Annotated in this window: 9 protein-coding genes and 2 riboswitches; of the genes, 4 read left to right on the forward strand and 5 right to left on the reverse strand. The window is 59.0% G+C overall.

Annotated features, from left to right (window positions below):
- Positions 1 to 13: 13 nt before the first annotated feature.
- The gene (locus GVL50_RS19370; RefSeq protein ID WP_159814772.1) at positions 14 to 6,604 is read left to right on the forward strand and encodes an NEL-type E3 ubiquitin ligase domain-containing protein; all 6,591 of its coding nucleotides are present in this window, start codon (positions 14 to 16) and stop codon (positions 6,602 to 6,604) included.
- An 817-nt stretch (positions 6,605 to 7,421) separates the two neighbouring features.
- Here GVL50_RS19370 and metH read toward each other — a convergent pair.
- Entirely contained in the window at positions 7,422 to 11,132 is a 3,711-nt protein-coding gene (gene metH, locus GVL50_RS19375) for a methionine synthase (protein WP_159814773.1), read from the reverse strand.
- Positions 11,133 to 11,289: 157 nt separating this feature from the next.
- On the opposite strand from metH, the gene GVL50_RS19380 reads away from it, so the two are divergent.
- From GVL50_RS19380 to nfuA, 3 genes are all read left to right on the forward strand, one after another.
- Entirely contained in the window at positions 11,290 to 13,596 is a 2,307-nt protein-coding gene (locus GVL50_RS19380) for a fatty acid cis/trans isomerase (protein WP_159814774.1), read from the forward strand.
- Between the two features lie 184 nt (positions 13,597 to 13,780).
- On the forward strand, positions 13,781 to 14,803 hold the full coding sequence (locus GVL50_RS19385; protein ID WP_159814775.1) for an acyltransferase: 1,023 nt from the start codon (positions 13,781 to 13,783) through the stop codon (positions 14,801 to 14,803).
- Between the two features lie 57 nt (positions 14,804 to 14,860).
- Positions 14,861 to 15,445: a Fe-S biogenesis protein NfuA gene (gene nfuA, locus GVL50_RS19390; RefSeq protein ID WP_007912592.1), complete on the forward strand. Its 585-nt coding sequence runs from the start codon at positions 14,861 to 14,863 to the stop codon at positions 15,443 to 15,445.
- A gap of 209 nt (positions 15,446 to 15,654) precedes the next feature.
- Here the strand turns inward: nfuA and cobM are convergent, their stop codons facing one another.
- From cobM to GVL50_RS19410, 4 genes are all read right to left on the reverse strand, one after another.
- Positions 15,655 to 16,401, reverse strand: coding sequence for a precorrin-4 C(11)-methyltransferase (gene cobM, locus GVL50_RS19395; RefSeq protein WP_159814776.1), 747 nt, complete (start codon positions 16,399 to 16,401; stop codon positions 15,655 to 15,657).
- Positions 16,402 to 16,482: 81 nt separating this feature from the next.
- The gene (locus tag GVL50_RS19400) at positions 16,483 to 16,896 is read right to left on the reverse strand and encodes a cobalamin biosynthesis protein (protein WP_159814777.1); all 414 of its coding nucleotides are present in this window, start codon (positions 16,894 to 16,896) and stop codon (positions 16,483 to 16,485) included.
- A complete protein-coding gene (locus tag GVL50_RS19405) occupies positions 16,893 to 17,594 on the reverse strand; it encodes a CbtA family protein (protein WP_159814778.1) in 702 nt (233 codons plus the stop codon). Before GVL50_RS19405 ends, GVL50_RS19400 begins: the two co-directional genes overlap by 4 nt.
- A gap of 11 nt (positions 17,595 to 17,605) precedes the next feature.
- Positions 17,606 to 17,803, reverse strand: coding sequence for a CbtB domain-containing protein (locus GVL50_RS19410; RefSeq protein ID WP_053120833.1), 198 nt, complete (start codon positions 17,801 to 17,803; stop codon positions 17,606 to 17,608).
- Positions 17,804 to 17,926: 123 nt separating this feature from the next.
- A riboswitch (cobalamin riboswitch) is annotated at positions 17,927 to 18,147 on the reverse strand.
- A gap of 986 nt (positions 18,148 to 19,133) precedes the next feature.
- Positions 19,134 to 19,346: riboswitch (cobalamin riboswitch) on the forward strand.
- Positions 19,347 to 19,361: the final 15 nt, after the last annotated feature.

Consider the following 19,361-nt stretch of genomic DNA (forward strand, 5'->3'; position numbering starts at 1 on the left):
ACTGCAACAAAGGTTGCGTCACTTCAGTCGTGCAAATATCCAGCAGCTGGATCAGGCAAGAACACCCGGAGGTTTGCCCGAAGGGGCGATGCCTGAGTGGTTTGAAGCGCTGACCGAGGTGCAACGGCAAATCGTGCGCGACACTCAGCAACGCAGCCGCACGTCCAGTCAAAATCTGGCGAAAACCCTAAAAGGGCTCAAGGGTGTCGTCGAATTTGCGCAACCCTTGCTCGAAGACGCGCTGCTTGAAAAGTTTGGCATCAAGGTCGATACGGCCAACACCTGGCTTTACACCGAGCTTTACCGCGACAGGCTCATCACCGATCAAAACCCGCTGCAATTGGCATTACGAAATTTTGCCGACGAGCAGCCCTTCGCTGAAACAGACATCATCGCGGAACAGGGGGAGAGGGCGCCCATCGTTGATGAAAATGACGGACCTTATGGCTGGTATTACCCCAAATTCGGCCACTCCCAGTGCTACAGAATCAAGAAGCTGGCGATCAAACCCGGCCAATTTGCACTGTTATGCCGCGAGCTGGATATCGGCAAGCAATATCAGCAGCATTTGGCGGCGATATTTGATGCGGCCGACACCGCTGCGACGGTCAAAGCACAGACCATCGAAGCGTGGAAAGAAAGCCTGAGAGCCCATGCGCACATTGCTCGCCTGACGTCGCTGCTGAGCCCGACCGCCTACCTGGCAGTGCTCGGCGTACTCAACGAAGAGCCGGCGACGACGCTGGACGGCGAACCCGTTGTGTTTAGCCAGTTGCATGTTCTGGGCCTGCCTGCCAGCGAAATGTTCGTACTTGGCGCGAATCGGCGTAAACAGAAAAAAATTGATCTGAGCTTGAGCAATCCCGGCACCAACCTGTTCAGCGTGCTCGGTTATACCGACTCTCGAATCATCGTCTGCATACCGGGCGACCCGGTGGCGCCAATCAAGGAGTACGCCTCGCTCAGGGCATTCGAGAGGGATCTCGCGCTGCGCCTGCGAGACGCCGCTTATCAGCGTTCGTTTCTACGTCTCATCCCGCATGGCGACGCTGGCAGGTTTCTCGGCAGCGTTCAGTCAGCGTTGCAAACGCTGAAGTGGGATCCAGATGCACCACACCGCGAACAAACGTTGTTCGGGCATTTCGACGGGATCTATCAACGGGTTTATCGAGACGACCCGGTGCTGGATCTGGCGGAAAATTTTTTTGCCGAGAATGTGTTCGACGAGTTGTACACCCGCCACCAGACGCGCCTGAAAGAATCCTCCGCGCAATTGGCGGTACCGACTGCCACCGTCGACCATGACGCCTGGTATGCGCGGTTGGCGCACTATGCCGAATGGGGCTTGAACATACTGAACGTCGCAGCGTTCTTTATACCAGGGCTGGGCGAAGTGATGATGGCCGTGATGGCCCTACAATTAACGCTGGACGTCTACCACGGAGCGCAGGCCTGGAGCATTGGCGACAGTGATCAGGCATGGAGTTATCTCAGCGCTGTCGCAGCCAATCTAGCGTTTATGGCCGTGCTCGGCGCGGCCGCAAGCAGAGCGCCGAAAATCCTCTCGACGCCGTTTGTCGACGGGATGGTCAAAGTCAAACTGCCGTTCGGTGACGAGCAACTTTGGCGGCCGGGTGTTGCGCCGTACAGAAGCCCGGTTGTGTTGCCGTCCACGCTCGAACCCAATTCATTTGGGCAATATGCAGTGGGTAGCAGAACGTTTATCCGCCTTGAGGGCGAGGTGTATGAACAAACTTTTGACTCGGCCCTCGGCCGCTGGCGCCTCAAACATCCGAGCGACCCGAATGCCTATCAGCCAGCGCTGCGTTCCAATGGCCAGGGCGCCTGGCGACACGATTTCGAGCGCCCGCTGCAATGGGATCGGGCGACGCTGCTGAGACGGCTGGGCCACGCAACCGATGGGCTGGATACGGCAGCGTTGGAGAACATCGCGCGAATCAGTGGGGTCGACGACAGCGTGCTACGCAAAATGCACATCGACCACCAAGCCATGCCCTCGGTCTTGTCCGATACTTTGCGCCAGTTTCGGAATGGTGTTCCCGTCGAAACGGCGCTGACGCCTGAAATCAAACAACTGCAAGGCACCTTTCCGAGTCTGTCGAATGACGCCGCACAAGAGGTGTTGAGCGCCGCGACGGTTCAGGAACGCCGGCTGATCGAACGTAGCGGACGGCTACCGGTGAGTCTCTTGCTCAAGGCGCGCACTCGCGCCAGAGTCGGGCGAATGAACCGGGCGCTGGCGGGCATGCAGCAGCCAGGCCTGGCGTCTTTCGACAGTCAGCGTCTGGCCCTGCGTGCTTTAGAGAAACAACCAGGCTGGCCGCAATCATTGCGTCTGGAGGTACGTCAACACGACTGCACCGGCAAGATCCTTGCGAGTATCGGCAACGATTCGGCCGAAGACGTCAAATACCTGGTCACCGAGGGTGGTCAACACCACCAGACCGGGCAATTTCAAGCCTTCGACAGCCAGGGCAATGCGTTAAACAGTGTGCCGCAGCAGGGCGACAACTTTCATCAGTCGTTGATGCACGCTTTGCCGGACGATGCACGTATAAGGCTCGGGCTGCCGAACGTGGGGCAGAGCGCCGAGTTGCAAAGCCTGCTGAGCCAATATGCGCAGAGGCATCGCAATCAAATGTTCGAAACATTATTTCCGAACGCACCCGGTCGACGCTTCAAGTCGCCGACACGCCTGGTTGATGGTCGCATTGGCTACCCGTTGAGCGGTCGTGGGGCGAGTACAATGGTCAACCTATCGTTGACCTCAAGGGTGCGCGACCTGTATCCCGACTTTTCAGATGAGTCGGCGGAGATGATGATCCATCATCTGCTGCTCGGTGGAAGTACCGAGACGCAAATTGTGCATTTGCTCAACCTGCGCGCCATGGAGTACGCGACGCTTGCCATTCAACTAGAGCAGTGGAGCGCCGAGGGGGGCGCATCGTTGGCCCGTCAACAAACGGCGCAAATGGTCAAGGACGCCTGGCGGCTGCGGGGGCTGGTCGATGTCCCGGCCGGGATCCATCTGGATTGGGGGAACGCCGGCGTGTTGCCAGAGCTGACGGCGCATTTCCCTCACGTGAGCAGTGTGCAATTGAGTGTCGACAGTTTGCTCAGTCAAAGCAGCGAATCGTTGATGCGGCAGTTTCCTAACATCCGTTCACTTGAGCTGTATGTGTGGGATCCCCTGCAGTCGGCACGGCTGGCCGAGAAGCTCAAAATGCTCCCCGGTATTCGTGAGTTGTTGCTGGGGGGGAATCTCGGTAGCGAGTTCAGTGAGGCGGCGCAGTCGCTGGTGAATGTCATGCCGCAGTTGGAAAGTCTGACGTTGCGCGGAATATCCAGTGCGCTGGATGTCAGCCAATTGCCCCGACTGCGCGCATTGAATGTGGCGGGTACTCTCGAGCGTTGGCCCAAAGGCATTCTGGAGTTGCCCGGGCTTGAACAAGTGAACCTGCGACACGCCAACATCAAGGCGTTGCCTGCCGAGCTGTACGCAGGTCACGAAAAGCTGTGGCGCGGGCTGGATCTCAACTGGGCCAGGCTCGACGCTGAACAGTTCGTCAAAGCCTATGAATACGTACGAGACAACCCTGCGCACGTGCTGGACAGCGAACAGATACTCGAGCGTTACAGTCGCGACTCACTGCAGATTGCGATGGATTGCGGCAGCGATCTTTCCGCCGCCGCGCTTAGACAAATCAAGGCGCGAGGGCTGTCGGGCCGGGCGCTACTCGATCACATCAATGCTTTGCGCCAGGATCTGCAAATGCTGTCCGGGCAACTGACCGACTGGCAGGAACGGTTGGCCATCGTCAACGGCCGGACTGTCGATCTGAATGCCCGACGGAACGCTGCTCGACTGATTCGCGAATGCTGGCGTGAGGGCTTGCGCCAACGCTTCGGCCTGGCTGGGGACGCCTCTGTAAATGCCGAGCCGCGACCGGGATCATCCACCTCGCTCCCCTTGCCGGTTGTTGCGCCTTACAACGTGTTGATACTGGACTTGTCAGGGGCAGCACTGGGTGACCTGCCTGATTTATCCGCGTTGGCCACCACGGATTTTTCCCACGTATTGGCGCTCAAGTTGTCGGAAGTTGTGGCCCCGGTTGATGCCTTGAATCAATTTCTGCCGCACTTCAGCGAGCTTCGGACGCTGGATCTGAGTCGCAATCAGCTGTTCGATTTGCCCTCGACACTCAAACAATTGCCAAAGCTGAAAGACCTGGGGCTGCAGCACAATTATTTGACCATCACACCCTCGCTACAGGGACGTTTGAACGGATTGTCAGGTCTGGAAACCCTCGATTTGCGCTACAACCGCGTCGAGTCGCTGAACGTTACGACTTTACGAGGGCTGAAGCGTTTGCGTCTGGGCCACACCGCGCTTGCTGCTTGGCCCGAGGGCGTATTGGAGTTGCCTGCGCTGACCCGGCTGGAGCTGAACAACAGCGCAGTCGTGAATGTACCCGAGGCCGTGTTCAGCGGGCATGACCAGCTCCAGGTCGATTTGGGAGGATGTCGACTGACGACCAAGGCCCGACACGATCTGCTGGCCAAGAGTCATGAATTTGCGCCAATGGGCATTTCCAGAACTGACTTGCGTGAGGGTTTCACCTTGGGCGGCCCCGCGTATTTTCCGCCCTTGGTCAGCCAGTTTCCGGAGCTGTTGTTGCCGCTGAGAGTGGAGTCTGCAGAGCAGTTGGTGAGAATGACGGCCAAGGCACGCCTGCAAAGGCTTGACCCGGATCTGCGCGACTCCGAGGCGTTGCAGGCGGTTGATGATCTGTCACTGAGTCACGGAGCTGGAGCGTTGTTCGCCCGGATGGATCATTGGGACATGCAGTTTCAGACGTTGACCGAATCCCTGAACCAATGGATCACTCAGCCGCCGTTTCAGTTGCGGGAAATGAGTCTGCCGCTCTGGGTCAGCGCTGTGGAACGGCGCAAAGCCGCCGATCAGATACTGGCGTGTTGGCGGCAGAATCTGCGGGGATTACCTGCGGCCGAGCGGGGTAGCGCCGGTTTCACCCTTGATCTGTCCGAGAACCCCTTAGGCGATTTGCCAACGCTGGCAGGGAATTTCTCTCATGTCGGTATATTGAAACTGAACAAGGTTTTTATTAGCGAGCAGGGCCTGGACGGTTTTCTCGGGGCATTCCAAGGCATCCATACATTGGAGCTAAACAGCAATCTTCTGGCGAACCTGCCCGCACCTGTTTTTGCGATCAACGACCTCAAGCACCTGTCGGCCTCGGGAAACCAGTTGAGATCGACGCCACAACTGACAACGCAACTTGCGACGTTGACTCAATTGCAGTCGCTGGATCTGTCGCACAACTGGCTGGAATCGCTGGACGTCAGTCCACTCGCCCAGCTTGGGGCACTCAATCTGCAAACCAATCGTCTGGTAGCGTGGCCTGAAGGAGTGCTCGAACTGCCTTCGCTCACAACGCTCAATCTGCGAGACAACATGCTCGAAGCCGTCCCCCATGCATTGATGAGTGAGCGCTACAGCCGATTGAGGGCCGGCGTGGATTTATCGAGCAATGACAGTCTGAGCGGCCAAAGCCTGATCATGCTGCGCAACGAGATTAACCCCGGTGAAACCATCATGGGCTGGTCTGCCGAAGAGCTCGACGAGGTGCTGGACAGTGAGGAGGCTGACAGCATTTTCGGCAGTGATACGTCGCCGCTCAGTGATGAAGAGGTGGATGTCGGCCATGTCACCGGTGACGAGGCGCGTCAGCGCTGGATTGATCCAGCGTCAAATGACGCTCAGGAACTGACACGAATCTGGCGCGATTTTGAGCAGCAGCCTGACAGTGCGGCATTCTTCAATCTGCTCGACCGCATGGAAGGCACCAAGGACTTTGCACTGCGGCGCACTGACCTCACACGCCGCGTACATCGCGTGTTGAAAGCCGCCGACAGCGATGAAAGCTTGAGGCGCACGGTCTTTGCGATGGCGCAATCGGCGCAGACCTGCGGTGACGGGCGCATCCTGTTGTTTAGCGATATTGAGGTGAAGGTTTTCGAGTTTGATACCGTCAAATCCACGCCTCTCAATCAACAGGACAGTGTGCTGTTCAAACTGGGTAGAAAACTGTTTCGCCTCGGCCGAATTGAAAAAATTGCCGATCGCGATGTGCTGCAACGCCAGGCACGAGGGGGCAGGCCGGATCCGGCGGAAGTGCGGCTGGCGTATCGGATTGGTCTGGGTGACAGGCTGGATTTGCCGGGGCAGCCGAAAGACATGCTCTACAGTGGCAACGTCAGCGCCGGCACACTGGACACCGCTTACGCCGAAGTGATTGCGGCCGAGCAGTCGGCTGACTTTGTGGAGGATCTGGTCACGCGCGATTACTGGATCGCCCAATTGAAGCGCAAATACCCAGGGCGATTCGCCGTTTTGAAGGATAAGCAGGCGCAAATTCAGGGCGAGCTTGAAGATCGTTATACAGAGATAACCGAGGCGTACCTGGCAGAAGTCGGGGCGCTGGAGGTGGAATTCAAAACCCAGGAAACCGGGTTGCTGCTTGAGCTGACCAACACTGAACGGCAACAGTTCAGCGTGTAAGAGAGGGGCTTGAACCCTCGGTAGGCAGACGCTCTACCGAGGGTTTGTTCAAGGCGCTGTGATCAGATGTCATAGCCCGGATTCGGCGCCAGCCAACGCTCGGTCACGCTCAGTTCCCGACTGGATCGTCCATAAATCCCTCGTCTGTCGTGTGTGTCAGACAAGCATAGCCAACCCTTTGGAGAACACTGCAAAACGAACTGTGGGAGCGGGCTTGCTCGCGAAGGCGTCATGTCAGTAAACATCAATGTTGGCTGATCGACCGCTTTCGCGAGCAAGCCCGCTCCCACAGGGGATGTTGCGTCAGGGCTGGATCAGTTGTCGTAGCCGAGGTTCGGCGCCAGCCAACGCTCGCTCACGCTCAGTTCCCGACTGGATCGTCCATAAATCCCTCGTCTGTCGTGTGTGTCAGAAAAGCATAACCAACCCTTTCAAGAACATCGCAAAAGCAAATGTGGGAGCGAGCTTGCTCGCGAAGGCGGCATGTCGGTCAACATCAATGTTGAATGATCGACCGCTTTCGCGAGCAAGCCCGCTCCCACAGGGGATGTTGCGTCAGGACTGGATCAGTTGTCGTAGCCGAGGTTCGGCGCCAGCCAGCGCTCGGTCACGCTCAGTTCCCGACTGGATCGTCCATAAATCCCTCGTCTGTCGTGTGTGTCAGAAAAGCATAACCAACCCTTTGAAGAACACTGCAAAACGAACTGTGGGAGCGGGCTTGCTCGCGAAGAGGCCATCAGCTTCAACATAAGTGTTGTCTGACAGACCGCATTCGCGAGCAGGCTCGCTCCCACAGGGGATGTTGCGTCCGGGCTGATCAGTTGTCGTAGCCCAGATTTGGCGCCAGCCAGCGTTCGGTCACGCTCAGTTCCTGACCTTTGCGCGAGGTGTAGCTGGCGATCTGATCCTTATCGACCTTGCCCACCGCGAAGTACTGCGCCTGCGGATGGGCGAAGTACCAGCCGCTGACCGCTGCCGCCGGAAACATTGCGTAGTGTTCGGTGAGGAACACACCGCTGCGGCCGGCACGCATTTCTTCGGCTTCCGGGTCGAGCAGGGCAAACAGCGCGGCTTTCTCGGTGTGATCCGGGCAGGCCGGGTAGCCCGGGGCAGGGCGGATGCCGCTGTATTGCTCTTTGATCAGCGCTTCGTTGTCGAGGGTTTCGTCTTTGGCGTAACCCCAGTGCTCTTTACGCACTTGCTGGTGCAGCCATTCGGCGCAGGCTTCGGCCAAACGGTCGGCCAGCGCTTTGACCATGATCGAGTTGTAGTCATCGCCAGCGTCTTGATAGGCCTTGGCCACTTCTTCGGCGCCGATGCCGGCGGTGGTGATGAAACCACCGACGTAGTCGGTCACTTCGCTGTCTTTCGGTGCAACGAAGTCGGCCAATGAGAAGTTAGGTTTGCCGTCGGTCTTGATGATCTGCTGGCGCAAGTGATGCAGTTTGGCCAATGGCTTACCGTCATCACCGTACAGTTCGATGTCGTCGTCATGCACCTGATTGGCCGGCCAGAAACCGAACACTGCGCGGGCGCTGATCAGTTTCTCGTCGATCAGTTTGGCGAGCATTTCCTGCGCGTCCTTGTACAGCGAAGTCGCGGCTTCACCGACCACTTCGTCTTCGAGGATGCGCGGGAATTTGCCAGCCAGATCCCAGGAGATAAAGAACGGCGTCCAGTCGATGTATTCGGCGAGGACTTTCAGGTCGATGTTGTCCAGAACCTTGCTGCCGGTGAAGGTTGGTTTAACGGGCTGATAAGTCGCCCAGTCAAACTGCGGCTTCTTGGCGACGGCCGCTGCGTAGCTCAAACGTTCAGTACGAGCACTTCGGTTGGCCGTACGCTCACGCACATCGACGTATTCCAGACGGGTCTTCTCGACGAAACCGGCCTTCAGTTCTTTCGACAGCAACTGCGTCGCCACGCCCACCGCGCGGGAAGCGTCGGTCACGTAGACCACGGCATCGTTGCTGTACTTCGGCTCGATTTTCACCGCGGTGTGCGCTTTGGACGTGGTAGCGCCACCGATCATCAGCGGCAGATGGAAGTCCTGACGCTGCATTTCGCGCGCAACGTGCACCATTTCATCCAGCGACGGCGTGATCAGACCAGACAGGCCGATGATGTCGCACTTCTGCTCTTTGGCCACCTGCAGAATCTTCTCGGCCGGCACCATCACGCCGAGGTCGACGATGTCGTAGCCGTTGCAACCGAGCACCACACCGACGATGTTCTTGCCGATGTCATGCACGTCGCCCTTGACGGTGGCCATGAGGATCTTGCCTTTGGCTTCTGGCTTGTCACCTTTTTCCAGTTCGATGAACGGGATCAAGTGCGCCACGGCCTGCTTCATCACGCGGGCGGATTTCACCACTTGCGGCAAGAACATTTTGCCGGCGCCGAACAGGTCGCCGACGATGTTCATGCCGGACATCAGCGGGCCTTCGATCACTTCGATCGGGCGGGCGAACGACTGGCGAGACTCTTCGGTGTCTTCAACGATGTGCGTGGTGATGCCTTTGACCAGCGCATGCTCCAAACGCTTGTTGACCTCCCAGCTACGCCACTCTTCGGTCTCGGCTTCCTTGACGCTGCCGTCGCCCTTGTACTTGTCGGCGATGGCGAGGAGGGCGTCGGTGCCGTTTGGCGTGCGGTTGAGCACCACGTCTTCAACGGCGTCGCGCAGCTCTTGCGGGATCTGGTCGTAGATCTCCAGTTGGCCGGCGTTGACGATGCCCATGGTCAGGCCCGCGCGGATCGCGTAGAGCAGGAACACCGAGTGAATCGCTTCGCGCACCGGGTTGTTGCCACGGAACGAGAACGACACGTTGGACACACCGCCCGAGGTCAGCGCATACGGCAGCTCGTCGCGGATGTAGGCACAGGCGTTGATGAAGTCGACCGCGTAGTTGTTGTGCTCTTCAATGCCGGTGGCGACGGCGAAGATGTTCGGGTCGAAGATGATGTCTTCCGGCGGGAAGCCGACTTCGTTGACCAGAATGTCGTAGGAGCGTTTGCAGATCTCTTTCTTGCGCGCTTCGGTGTCCGCCTGGCCGGCTTCGTCGAACGCCATCACCACCACGGCGGCGCCGTAGCGCTTGCACAGCTTGGCGTGATGGATGAACTGCTCGACGCCTTCTTTCATGCTGATCGAGTTGACGATGCCCTTGCCCTGAATGCACTTCAGACCGGCTTCGATCACTTCCCATTTCGACGAGTCGATCATGATCGGTACGCGCGAGATGTCCGGTTCACCGGCGATCAGATTGAGGAAGGTCACCATGGCCTTCTTCGAATCGAGCATCCCTTCGTCCATGTTGATGTCGATCACTTGGGCGCCGGCTTCGACCTGCTGCAGGGCGACTTCCAGCGCTTCGGTGTAGTTGTCTTCACGGATCAGTCGGGCGAATTTCGCCGAGCCAGTGATGTTGGTGCGCTCGCCGACGTTAACGAACAGCGAGCTGCGATCGATGGTGAACGGCTCCAGACCCGAGAGGCGGCAGGCCTTGGGAATGTCCGGAATCTGACGCGGCGCGTAACCGGCGACGGCTTTGGCGATTGCTTCGATGTGCCCCGGGGTGGTGCCGCAGCAACCGCCGACGATGTTGAGGAAACCGCTCTGGGCGAATTCTTCGATGACCTTGGCGGTTTCCGACGGCAGTTCGTCGTACTCGCCGAATTCGTTCGGCAGGCCGGCGTTCGGGTGCGCGGAAACGTGGGTGCTGGCCTTGTTCGACAGCTCTTCCAGATACGGACGCAATTCACTGGCGCCGAGCGCACAGTTGAGGCCAACGGAAATTGGCTTGGCGTGCGCCACCGAGTTCCAGAACGCTTCGGTGGTCTGGCCCGACAGGGTGCGGCCAGACGCATCGGTGATGGTGCCGGAAATCATGATCGGCAGTTCGATGTGCAACTCTTCGAACACGCCTTGCACAGCGAAGATCGCCGCTTTGGCGTTGAGGGTGTCGAAAATGGTTTCGATCAGGATCAGGTCGGCGCCGCCCTCGATCAGGCCTTTGGTGGCTTCGGTGTAGTTTTCCACCAGCTCATCGAAGGTGACGTTGCGATAGCCCGGGTTGTTGACGTCTGGCGACAGCGAGCAGGTGCGGCTGGTCGGGCCGAGCACGCCGGCAACAAAACGCGGCTTTTCCGGGTTTTCGGCAGTCTTGGCGTCAGCGATCTTGCGCGCCAGTCGTGCGCCTTCTACGTTTAACTCGTAGGCCAGTTCTTCCATGCCGTAGTCGGCCATGGAAATGCGGGTGGCGTTGAAGGTGTTGGTTTCGAGAATGTCGGCGCCGGCATCCAGATAGGCTTTTTCGATGCCACCGATCACGTCAGGGCGGGTCAGCACCAACAGGTCGTTGTTGCCTTTGACGTCGCTCGGCCAGTCGGCGAAGCGTTTGCCGCGATAGTCCTGCTCTTCGAGCTTATAGCTCTGGATCATCGTGCCCATGCCGCCATCGAGTATCAGGATGCGCTCTTTGAGAGCTTGCTTGAGAGCTTGAAGGCGGACGCTGCGATCGGACATTTGGACTACTCGGAAAGACCATTACGAAGGAGCGGGATCATAACAAACCTGTGCGGTTTTAGAGCATGTGGCGCTTTTGCATGAATATCGCTCATGTTGGTACGGACGTCATAATGTAGAATCGCGGCGTTTTTTTATAAAATCGGGATCAGACAGCATGTCTTACCGCGTCATGGGTTTTGTGTTGCTGTTTCTCAGCTGGGGCGCCGTGGCGCAAGAGCCAGCGGCTGCACCTGCCATTTCCCCATCTATTTCCTACACCCGCGACATCCAGCCGATCTTCACCGAGAAGTGCTTGGCCTGCCATGCGTGCTACGACTCCGCCTGCCAGCTCAATCTTGGCAGTGGCGAAGGCGCGGCCCGTGGCGCGAGCAAAATGCCGGTGTATGACGGCGAGCGCACTAAAGCGGCGCCGACCACGCGATTGTTTTATGACGCCTTCGGCAAGCGCGCCTGGCAGCAGAAAGACTTCTATTCGGTACTCGATGCGCAGGGCAGCCAAGCGGCGCTGATGGCGCGGATGCTGGAGCTGGGGCACAAGACGCCGCTGACGCCTAACGCCAAGTTGCCCGAAGACATTGTTCTGGGGTTAAACCGCGCAAATCAATGCGCAATGCCTGCCGAATTTGAAGGCTACGCCGGTGCTCACCCGAAAGAGGGCATGCCGCTGGCGGTCACTGGCCTGACCGATCAGCAATACCAGACGTTGCAACGTTGGCTCGCCTCCGGTGCGCCGATCGACGAACAAGGCCTGGCGCCGAGCGCCAAGGAATCCCTGCAAATCGTCCAGTGGGAAAACCTCCTCAACGCTCCCGGCGCCCGCGAAAGCCTGGTCGGCCGTTGGTTGTACGAGCATCTGTTCCTCGCGCACCTTTATTTCAAGGACGGCGAGCCGGGGCATTTCTTCCAGTGGGTGCGTTCGCGTACGCCGACCGGCCAGCCGATCGACCTGATCGCCACCCGCCGCCCGAACGACGATCCGGGCACACAGGTTTATTACCGCTTGTGGCCGGTGCAAGGGGTGATCGTGCACAAAACCCACATCACCTACCCGCTGAGCGCGGCGAAAATGGCGCGGGTGAAAAGCCTGTTTTACAGCGGCAACTGGCAGGTGAACGCCTTGCCCGGTTATGGGCCGAATAGCCGTGCCAATCCTTTTGCCACGTTCGAGGCGATCCCGGCGCAGGCGCGTTATCAGTTCATGCTCGATAACGCTGAGTATTTTGTCCGCACCTTTATTCGCGGCCCGGTGTGCCGTGGGCAGATCGCGACGGACGTGATCCGCGACAACTTCTGGGCGCTGTTCCAGGCCCCGGAGCACGACCTGTACATCACCGACCCGAACTATCGCGGCCAGGCCACGCCGTTGCTGGCGATGCCGGGGCAGAACGACGACGTCGGCAGCGTGCTGACCCTGTGGCACAACTACCGCGACAAACGGAATGAATACGAGGCCCTGCGCCGCGACAGCTATGCCGAAGTCCCTGCGCCGAGCTGGTCGACGCTGTGGGCCGGCAACGACAACGCGCTGCTGAGCATCTTCCGCCACTTCGACAGCGCTTCGGTGACCAAAGGCCTGATCGGCGAAGTGCCGCAAACCATGTGGTTGTTCGACTATCCGCTGCTGGAGCGCACCTATTACCAGTTGGCGGTCAACTTCGACGTGTTCGGCAACGTCTCCCATCAGGCGCAAACCCGCCTGTATTTCGACTTGATCCGCAACGGCGCCGAGCAGAATTTCCTGCGTCTGATGCCTGCTGATTCGCGCGAGGACTACCTCGATGATTGGTACCAGAGCAGCGGTCAGTTCAAGATGTGGCTGGATTACGAGTCGATCGACGACGACACACCGACCGCGCTGAAACTCAACGAAAAAGATCCGAAATACGACTTCGCCATGCAGTTGCTGGCGCGGTATGGCGACCTCAACGCGCGGCCTGACCCGATCAACCGTTGCGACAACGCTTATTGCTCGCGGCCGAATATCGACCCGGCGCTGCAAAATGCCGAACAAGCACTCAGCCGCCTGACCTCGCGGCCGGCCGCCGGTTTGAAGGTAATTGACCAGTTGCCGGAAGCGACCATGCTGCGCATCGAAACGGCCAGCGGCAAACGCGAGGTCTATAGCCTGCTGCGCAACCGCGCGCACAGCAACGTGGCGTTCCTCACCGGAGAATCGCTGCGTTATCAGCCAGGGCTGGACACGTTGACCATTTATCCCGGTGTACTCAGCAGCTATCCGAATTTCATCTTCAACATCCCGGCTGATCAGGTGCCGGCGTTTGTCGATGTCATGGACAGTGCCAGGGACCAGGCGCAATTCGAGAAAATCGTCGAGCGCTGGGGGATTCGCCGTAGTCATCCGCAGTTCTGGTTCTATTTCCATGATCTGAGCCGCTACATCCACGAAACCGACCCGGTCGAAGAGGGCGTGCTCGATATGAACCGGTACGAGAATCTTTGATCTTTTAAGCCGAGCGTGCTGTCCCACCCATAAGCAACACCACAAACCCTTGTAGGAGCTGAGCTTGCTCGCGAAGGCACCGGCACATTCAACAATGATGTTGACTGAACCACCGCTTTCGCGAGCAAGCTCAGCTCCTACAAGGGATTGAAGGTGGATTTGAGGGTGTGGACGGGAGCGGGTGATGTTGATTTCAGTGCAAGCCCTGCGTGCGCTGGCCGCGTGGACGGTGGTCTGCCACCACTTCATGCAGATTTTCTTCGACTTCGAAGCGCGCGGGCCGATTGGGCAGTGGTTCATCGACAAAGGCGCGGTGGGCGTCGATGTGTTCTTTGTCATCAGTGGTCTGGTGATCTTCCTTTCCACCGAAAATAAGCCGCTGCCGCCCGCGCGGTTTCTGCTCTATCGCCTGTTTCGCATCGTCCCGGCGTATTGGCTGTACACGGCGCTAATGGCGCTATTGGTGGTCTTCGCCCAGCCGTTGCTGCCCGATCAAACCGTGGATTGGGGGCATTTTCTACTGTCGCTGCTGTTCATCCCGACTGAAAACCCCGGTGGCTACGGAATCTACCCGACGCTCAACGTCGGCTGGACGCTGAATTACGAAATGCTCTTCTACGTGCTGTTTGCCTGGGCGCTGCTGTTTCGCTTGCAAGTGCGTCTGCTGGTGGTCGCCGCGCTGCTGTTTGCGGTGAGTCAGGCGTGGACGGGGTTTGGCTGGATCAGCGAATTTTATCGCTCGGACATCGTTTACGAGTTTCTGCTGGGGATTGGCATCGGCATGCTCCATCGTCGCGGCTGGATCGGCGCCGGTTTATGGCTGCCACTGGCCGGGATTGTCGCGGCGTTGCTGGCGATTTATCACTTGGCGCCGGCGCCACGGCTGCTCAATTGGGGCGTGCCGAGTGCGGTGCTGGTGATGTCGTGCATGGCGCTGGAGCGTTATGTCGAGCGCAGCCGCTTGCTGAAATTGCTCGGTGACTGCTCGTATTCGGTGTACCTGATGCACGTGCTGGTGCTCTCGGCGGGCGGTTTCATTGCGCGTCGCTACGGGATCAACCCGTATCTGATGTTCGTCGTCTGTGCGCTGGCGATCGGCGTTGGTTCGTGGTTGAGCTACGAATGGGTGGAAAAACGCAGTTACCGCTGGCTCAAGGCGCGGGTCGATGGCGAGCCTGACGAGAATCTTTCCCGACAAAAATACTAGGACTTTGTCCGGCGCAACGATTGGCGTAAACTGCGCCCAAGCCTGCGAGGAGTTTCCATGACCGCTATTACCATTACTGACGCCGCCCACGATTACCTGGCTGATCTGCTCTCCAAGCAGAACACCCCGGGCATCGGCATCCGCGTCTTCATCACCCAGCCTGGCACCCAGTACGCCGAAACCTGCATTGCCTACTGCAAGCCGGGCGAAGAAAAACCTGAAGACACCGCGCTGGGGCTGAAAAGCTTCACCGCGTATATCGACCACTTCAGCGAAGCGTTCCTTGACGACGCTGTTGTCGACTACGCCACCGACCGCATGGGTGGCCAACTGACCATCAAGGCGCCGAACGCCAAAGTGCCGATGGTCAACGCCGACAGCCCGGTCAACGAGCGCATCAACTACTACCTGCAAACCGAAATCAACCCGGGGCTGGCCAGCCACGGCGGTCAGGTCAGCCTGATCGATGTGGTTGAAGACGGCATCGCCGTTTTGCAATTCGGCGGCGGCTGCCAGGGCTGCGGCCAGGCGGACGTAACGTTGAAGGAAGGCATCGAGCGCACCTTGCTTGAGCGTATTCCGGAGCTGAAAGGCGTTCGTGACGTGACCGACCACACGCAGAAAGAAAACGCCTACTACTAAGTGGTGTTCGCTGCGGACAAGAAAAACGGCGCTGTGGCGAGGGGATTTATCCCCGATGAACTGCGCAGCAGTTCCAATTCAGGCAATGCATTTTCCCGTGATGAATGCATTGTCTGAAGCCACAGAATCAAAAGATCGCAGCCTTCGCCAGCTCCTACATTGGAATGTATTTCCCTGTCGGAGCTGGCGAAGGCTGCGATCTTTTGCTTTCAGGGCCTGTAAAGGTGTGCATGCCCCGCGCGATATAACGATGACTCGCTAAACACCTCACTCCCCAACACCCGCCCGACCAGAATCAGCGCCGTACGCCGAAACCCTTTCGCTTGAACCTTCTCGGCAATGTCCGCCAGCGTCCCCACCACCCAATCCTGATCCGGCCACGTCGCCCGGTGAATCACCGCAATCGGGCAATCCGCGCCGTAATGCGGCAGCAACTCCAGCAGAATCTTCGGCAAATGATTAACGCCCAGATGAATCGCCATGGTCGCCCCATGCTGTGCCAGACTGCCCAGCTCCTCACCCACCGGCATCGCGGTTTTATCGGCATAGCGGGTCAGAATCACGCTTTGCGAGACATCCGGCAGGGTCAGCTCCGCCCCCAGCAACGCCGCACACGCCGCCGTCGCCGTCACGCCGGGAACGATCTCAAACGGAATATTCAGCTCGCGCAGATAACGAATCTGCTCACCAATCGCGCCATACAGACTCGGATCGCCGGAATGCACCCGCGCCACATCCTGACCGTTCGCGTGCGCGGTTTTGATCAGTTCGATGATCTGTTCCAGATGCAATTCGGCGCTGTTGACCACTGTTTCAGCCTGATGACCATCCAGCACTGCCGCCGGTACCAGCGAGCCTGCATAAATGATCACCGGGCAGCTGCGAATCAGCCGCTGGCCTTTGACGGTGATCAGTTCCGGGTCGCCGGGGCCGGCGCCGATGAAGTAGACGGTCATCGCTAAATCCTGTGAAAAAGGGGCACGGCCAACACTTCAGATGAAGATTGCTCATGATCGACGGCGGGGATTATCGGGAATTTAGGCAGCGCCGGCCAATGCGAAGGTGGCCTGAGCGTATTTTTGTCGGGAAATCAGCAGTTTTGCCGGTGCCTGAATCAACTGTTCGGCGAGGGCCAGCGCGGCACTTTCGGCGACGCCGTAGCAACCGGTGCGTTCGTAAGCGATGTCGGAACGGTGGCTGAGGCGTTCCTGATAACTGGCCAGTTCTTCGCTGCTGAAGTACAGCAGCGGCAGCGCCAGTTGCGCGGCGAGTTCCTGTAAACCGGGCTCGTCGCGCTTCAGGTCGATGCTGGCCAAGGCCTTGATCGCTTGCAACTCGATGCGATGCGCCTGTAACGCCTGATCAAGTAACGCGCGCAGCGTACTGACGGGGCAGCCGCGCTGGCAACCCAGGCCGACCACGAAGGTCGGCGCTGCGCTGTCATTCGTCATGCGTGGTATTGGCCATCGCTTTTGCGGCGGAACAACCAGGCGCTGATCAGGCCCAAGGCCAGCCAGAACGCGACGTTGGTCAGCTGCGAAGCGATTTTGAACTGCGCTTCCAATGCTTCAGGAGCGAGCATCGAATGCACTTCCGGCTGCGGCGCGCCGATCACGTGCGGCACGGCGAGGATCGCCACACCGAGAACTTTCATCAGCCAGTGACGGCTGAACGCGATCAACGACAGGCCGACAGCGGTAGAGGCGGCAGTGCCGATCCACCACATCTGTCGCGAAGCCAGATCAGCAGCGGCGGTGCCCGGCAGTTCTGGTGGCAGACCCAAGGTCGGCGCGAGGACGAACGTGGCGTAACCGGCCAGACCCCAGAGCAGGCCTTGCGAAGTTTTGGTGGGTGCACGGAGGGTGTAGAGACCGGCGAGCATCAGGGCGAAACCGACGGCTACGACCAGATTGCCACCGGTGGTCGAAACCACGCGCTGCCAGCCGGGCTCCGGCTCCCAGGCTTCGGCATCGTGGGTGTGGCCGGCCATGGCGCCTTCGGCGTGTTCATGCACGGCGACGGGTTCGGATTTTTCGAAAGTTTCCGCTTGAAGAATCAGTGGCGAGACCCAGAAGCTTTGCAGCAGGGTGAGGAGCAGGGCGGCCAGAAGCCCGGTAAAACCTGCGGTTTGCGCAATACGCTTGATCATGTCGGCAGGTCTCAGTGGCACGGGAACGCGGCGCTGTGGCGGGTATCGTGAGCGGCGTTGTGTACCGCTTCGATGTGCGAGAAGCCGGCGAAGTAGACCAGGCCGGCGCCGAGGATCGACGCGAAGATCGCGGCGGTCAGGCGTTGGCTCAGTGTGGCGGTGCTGGCGATTTTGTCCGTGTTGCTGCCGGTGCTGCTGATGATCGACATGGCGCTTCCCTCTGGAGTGTCAGTGGGTGATTTGAGCGCATGAAAACCCCTGCGGGTCGGGCTCGCAGAGGTTCGAACAGCGCCCGCCCACCGCGGGTTTGTTATGTTCAGCTGCGCACGAGGTGCGCGCTGTGTGTTAAGGGCCGGTCTCCGGGCTCACGAGGGGTTGGCGTCAGGCCGACCTGCAAGCGTCTCCTTCCCATGCTTTTGGGCACAGTGGTTTTGACGCTTCGCTCGCTTACCGTTGCGGGGGCAGCACCGGACTGACATGGCTTGAGTAAAGCACATGATTCACCGGTTTCCCGTTTCACCCTGTGAAGGGCACCCGTAACAAGTTGTGTAGGAGAGCATGGGGTTGGGTTTTTAGTCAATTTTTTGGGGTGGATCCGTTGCTGCGGGTGTGGCTGGTTAGGGTTCCGCCCTTACGGCGGGTCACTTTTGCAGACGCCCAAAAGTAACCAAAACGCTTTGCCCTGACGTTCGGCCCTCGCTAGGGCTCGGGTTCCTTCGCTGCGGGATTGATCCGGGGGGCAGCGCCTACGGTTTGCTTCGCTGCACCTCCTCTCGCTGTGTTTGGCTGCGCCAAACGGTCGCTGCGCTCCCACCCCCGGATCAATCCCTCCACTCAGCCTTCCGACGGGCTCTAAGATCAAGAGCAGGCGAGCTGACACTCGGCCTATTGTGTGGTGAGGAGCGGGGCGTGCACGGCTTTTGATTTGTGTTGTTGCTGCCCCTCACCCCAGCCCTCTCCCGAGGGAGAGGGAGCCGATTTTTGGGCTTTTCAAAATGTGTGTTCGACTCGGTATTCCACGTCGGCGTACCTCTCCCAATCCACGCAATCAGTCCCCTCTCCCTCCGGGAGAGGGCTAGGTGAGGGGCTCTTGATTTAGATTTTCAAGCTCAAGCTCAACTCGGTATCTCAAGTCGGCGCATCTCTCCCAGTCCACGCAATCAGTCCCCTCTCCCTCCGGGAGAGGGCTAGGGTGAGGGGCCTTTGATCTTGATCTTGATCCGGCTTTTGATCTCAAGCCCCTTCGGCAGGCCGAGTGTAGGTGTCCATCCGGGGATCAGGCGCGTAGCGCCGTGCGGCGCAGCCGCACACATCGAGAGGAGGTGCAGCGGAGCAAACCGTAGGCGATGTCCCCGGATGGACACCGTAGCGAGGGAACACTGAGCCTCAGCGAAGTGCCGTACGCTGGGGGAAGCCTTTTTGGTTACTTTTTCGGCGTTTGGAAAAAGTGACCCGCCGTAAGGGCGGAACCCTAATCAGCAACACCCGCAGCAACGGATATACCCCCAATCCAAACATTGACCGGTCACCACCCGATGCGTAGCCTTGCGCATTCGAGGTTCTTCGGCCCACGCCGAAGCTAAGAAGGGAACGCGGTCAATGCCGCGGCTGCCCCCGCAACTGTGAACGGCGCTGTTCGCTGCCACGCCACTGCCAGCTCAACCCATGAGCCAGCGGGAAGGCGCAGCCAACGCCAGGCCCTGCGCCTGAACGCCGTCAGCCAGGAGACCTGCCTCGTCACAGATTCTCAATTTCAACCGGGCGGGG

The sequence above is a fragment of the Pseudomonas sp. 18058 genome, assembly GCF_902706155.1.
Taxonomy (GTDB): Bacteria; Pseudomonadota; Gammaproteobacteria; order Pseudomonadales; family Pseudomonadaceae; genus Aquipseudomonas; species Aquipseudomonas rustica.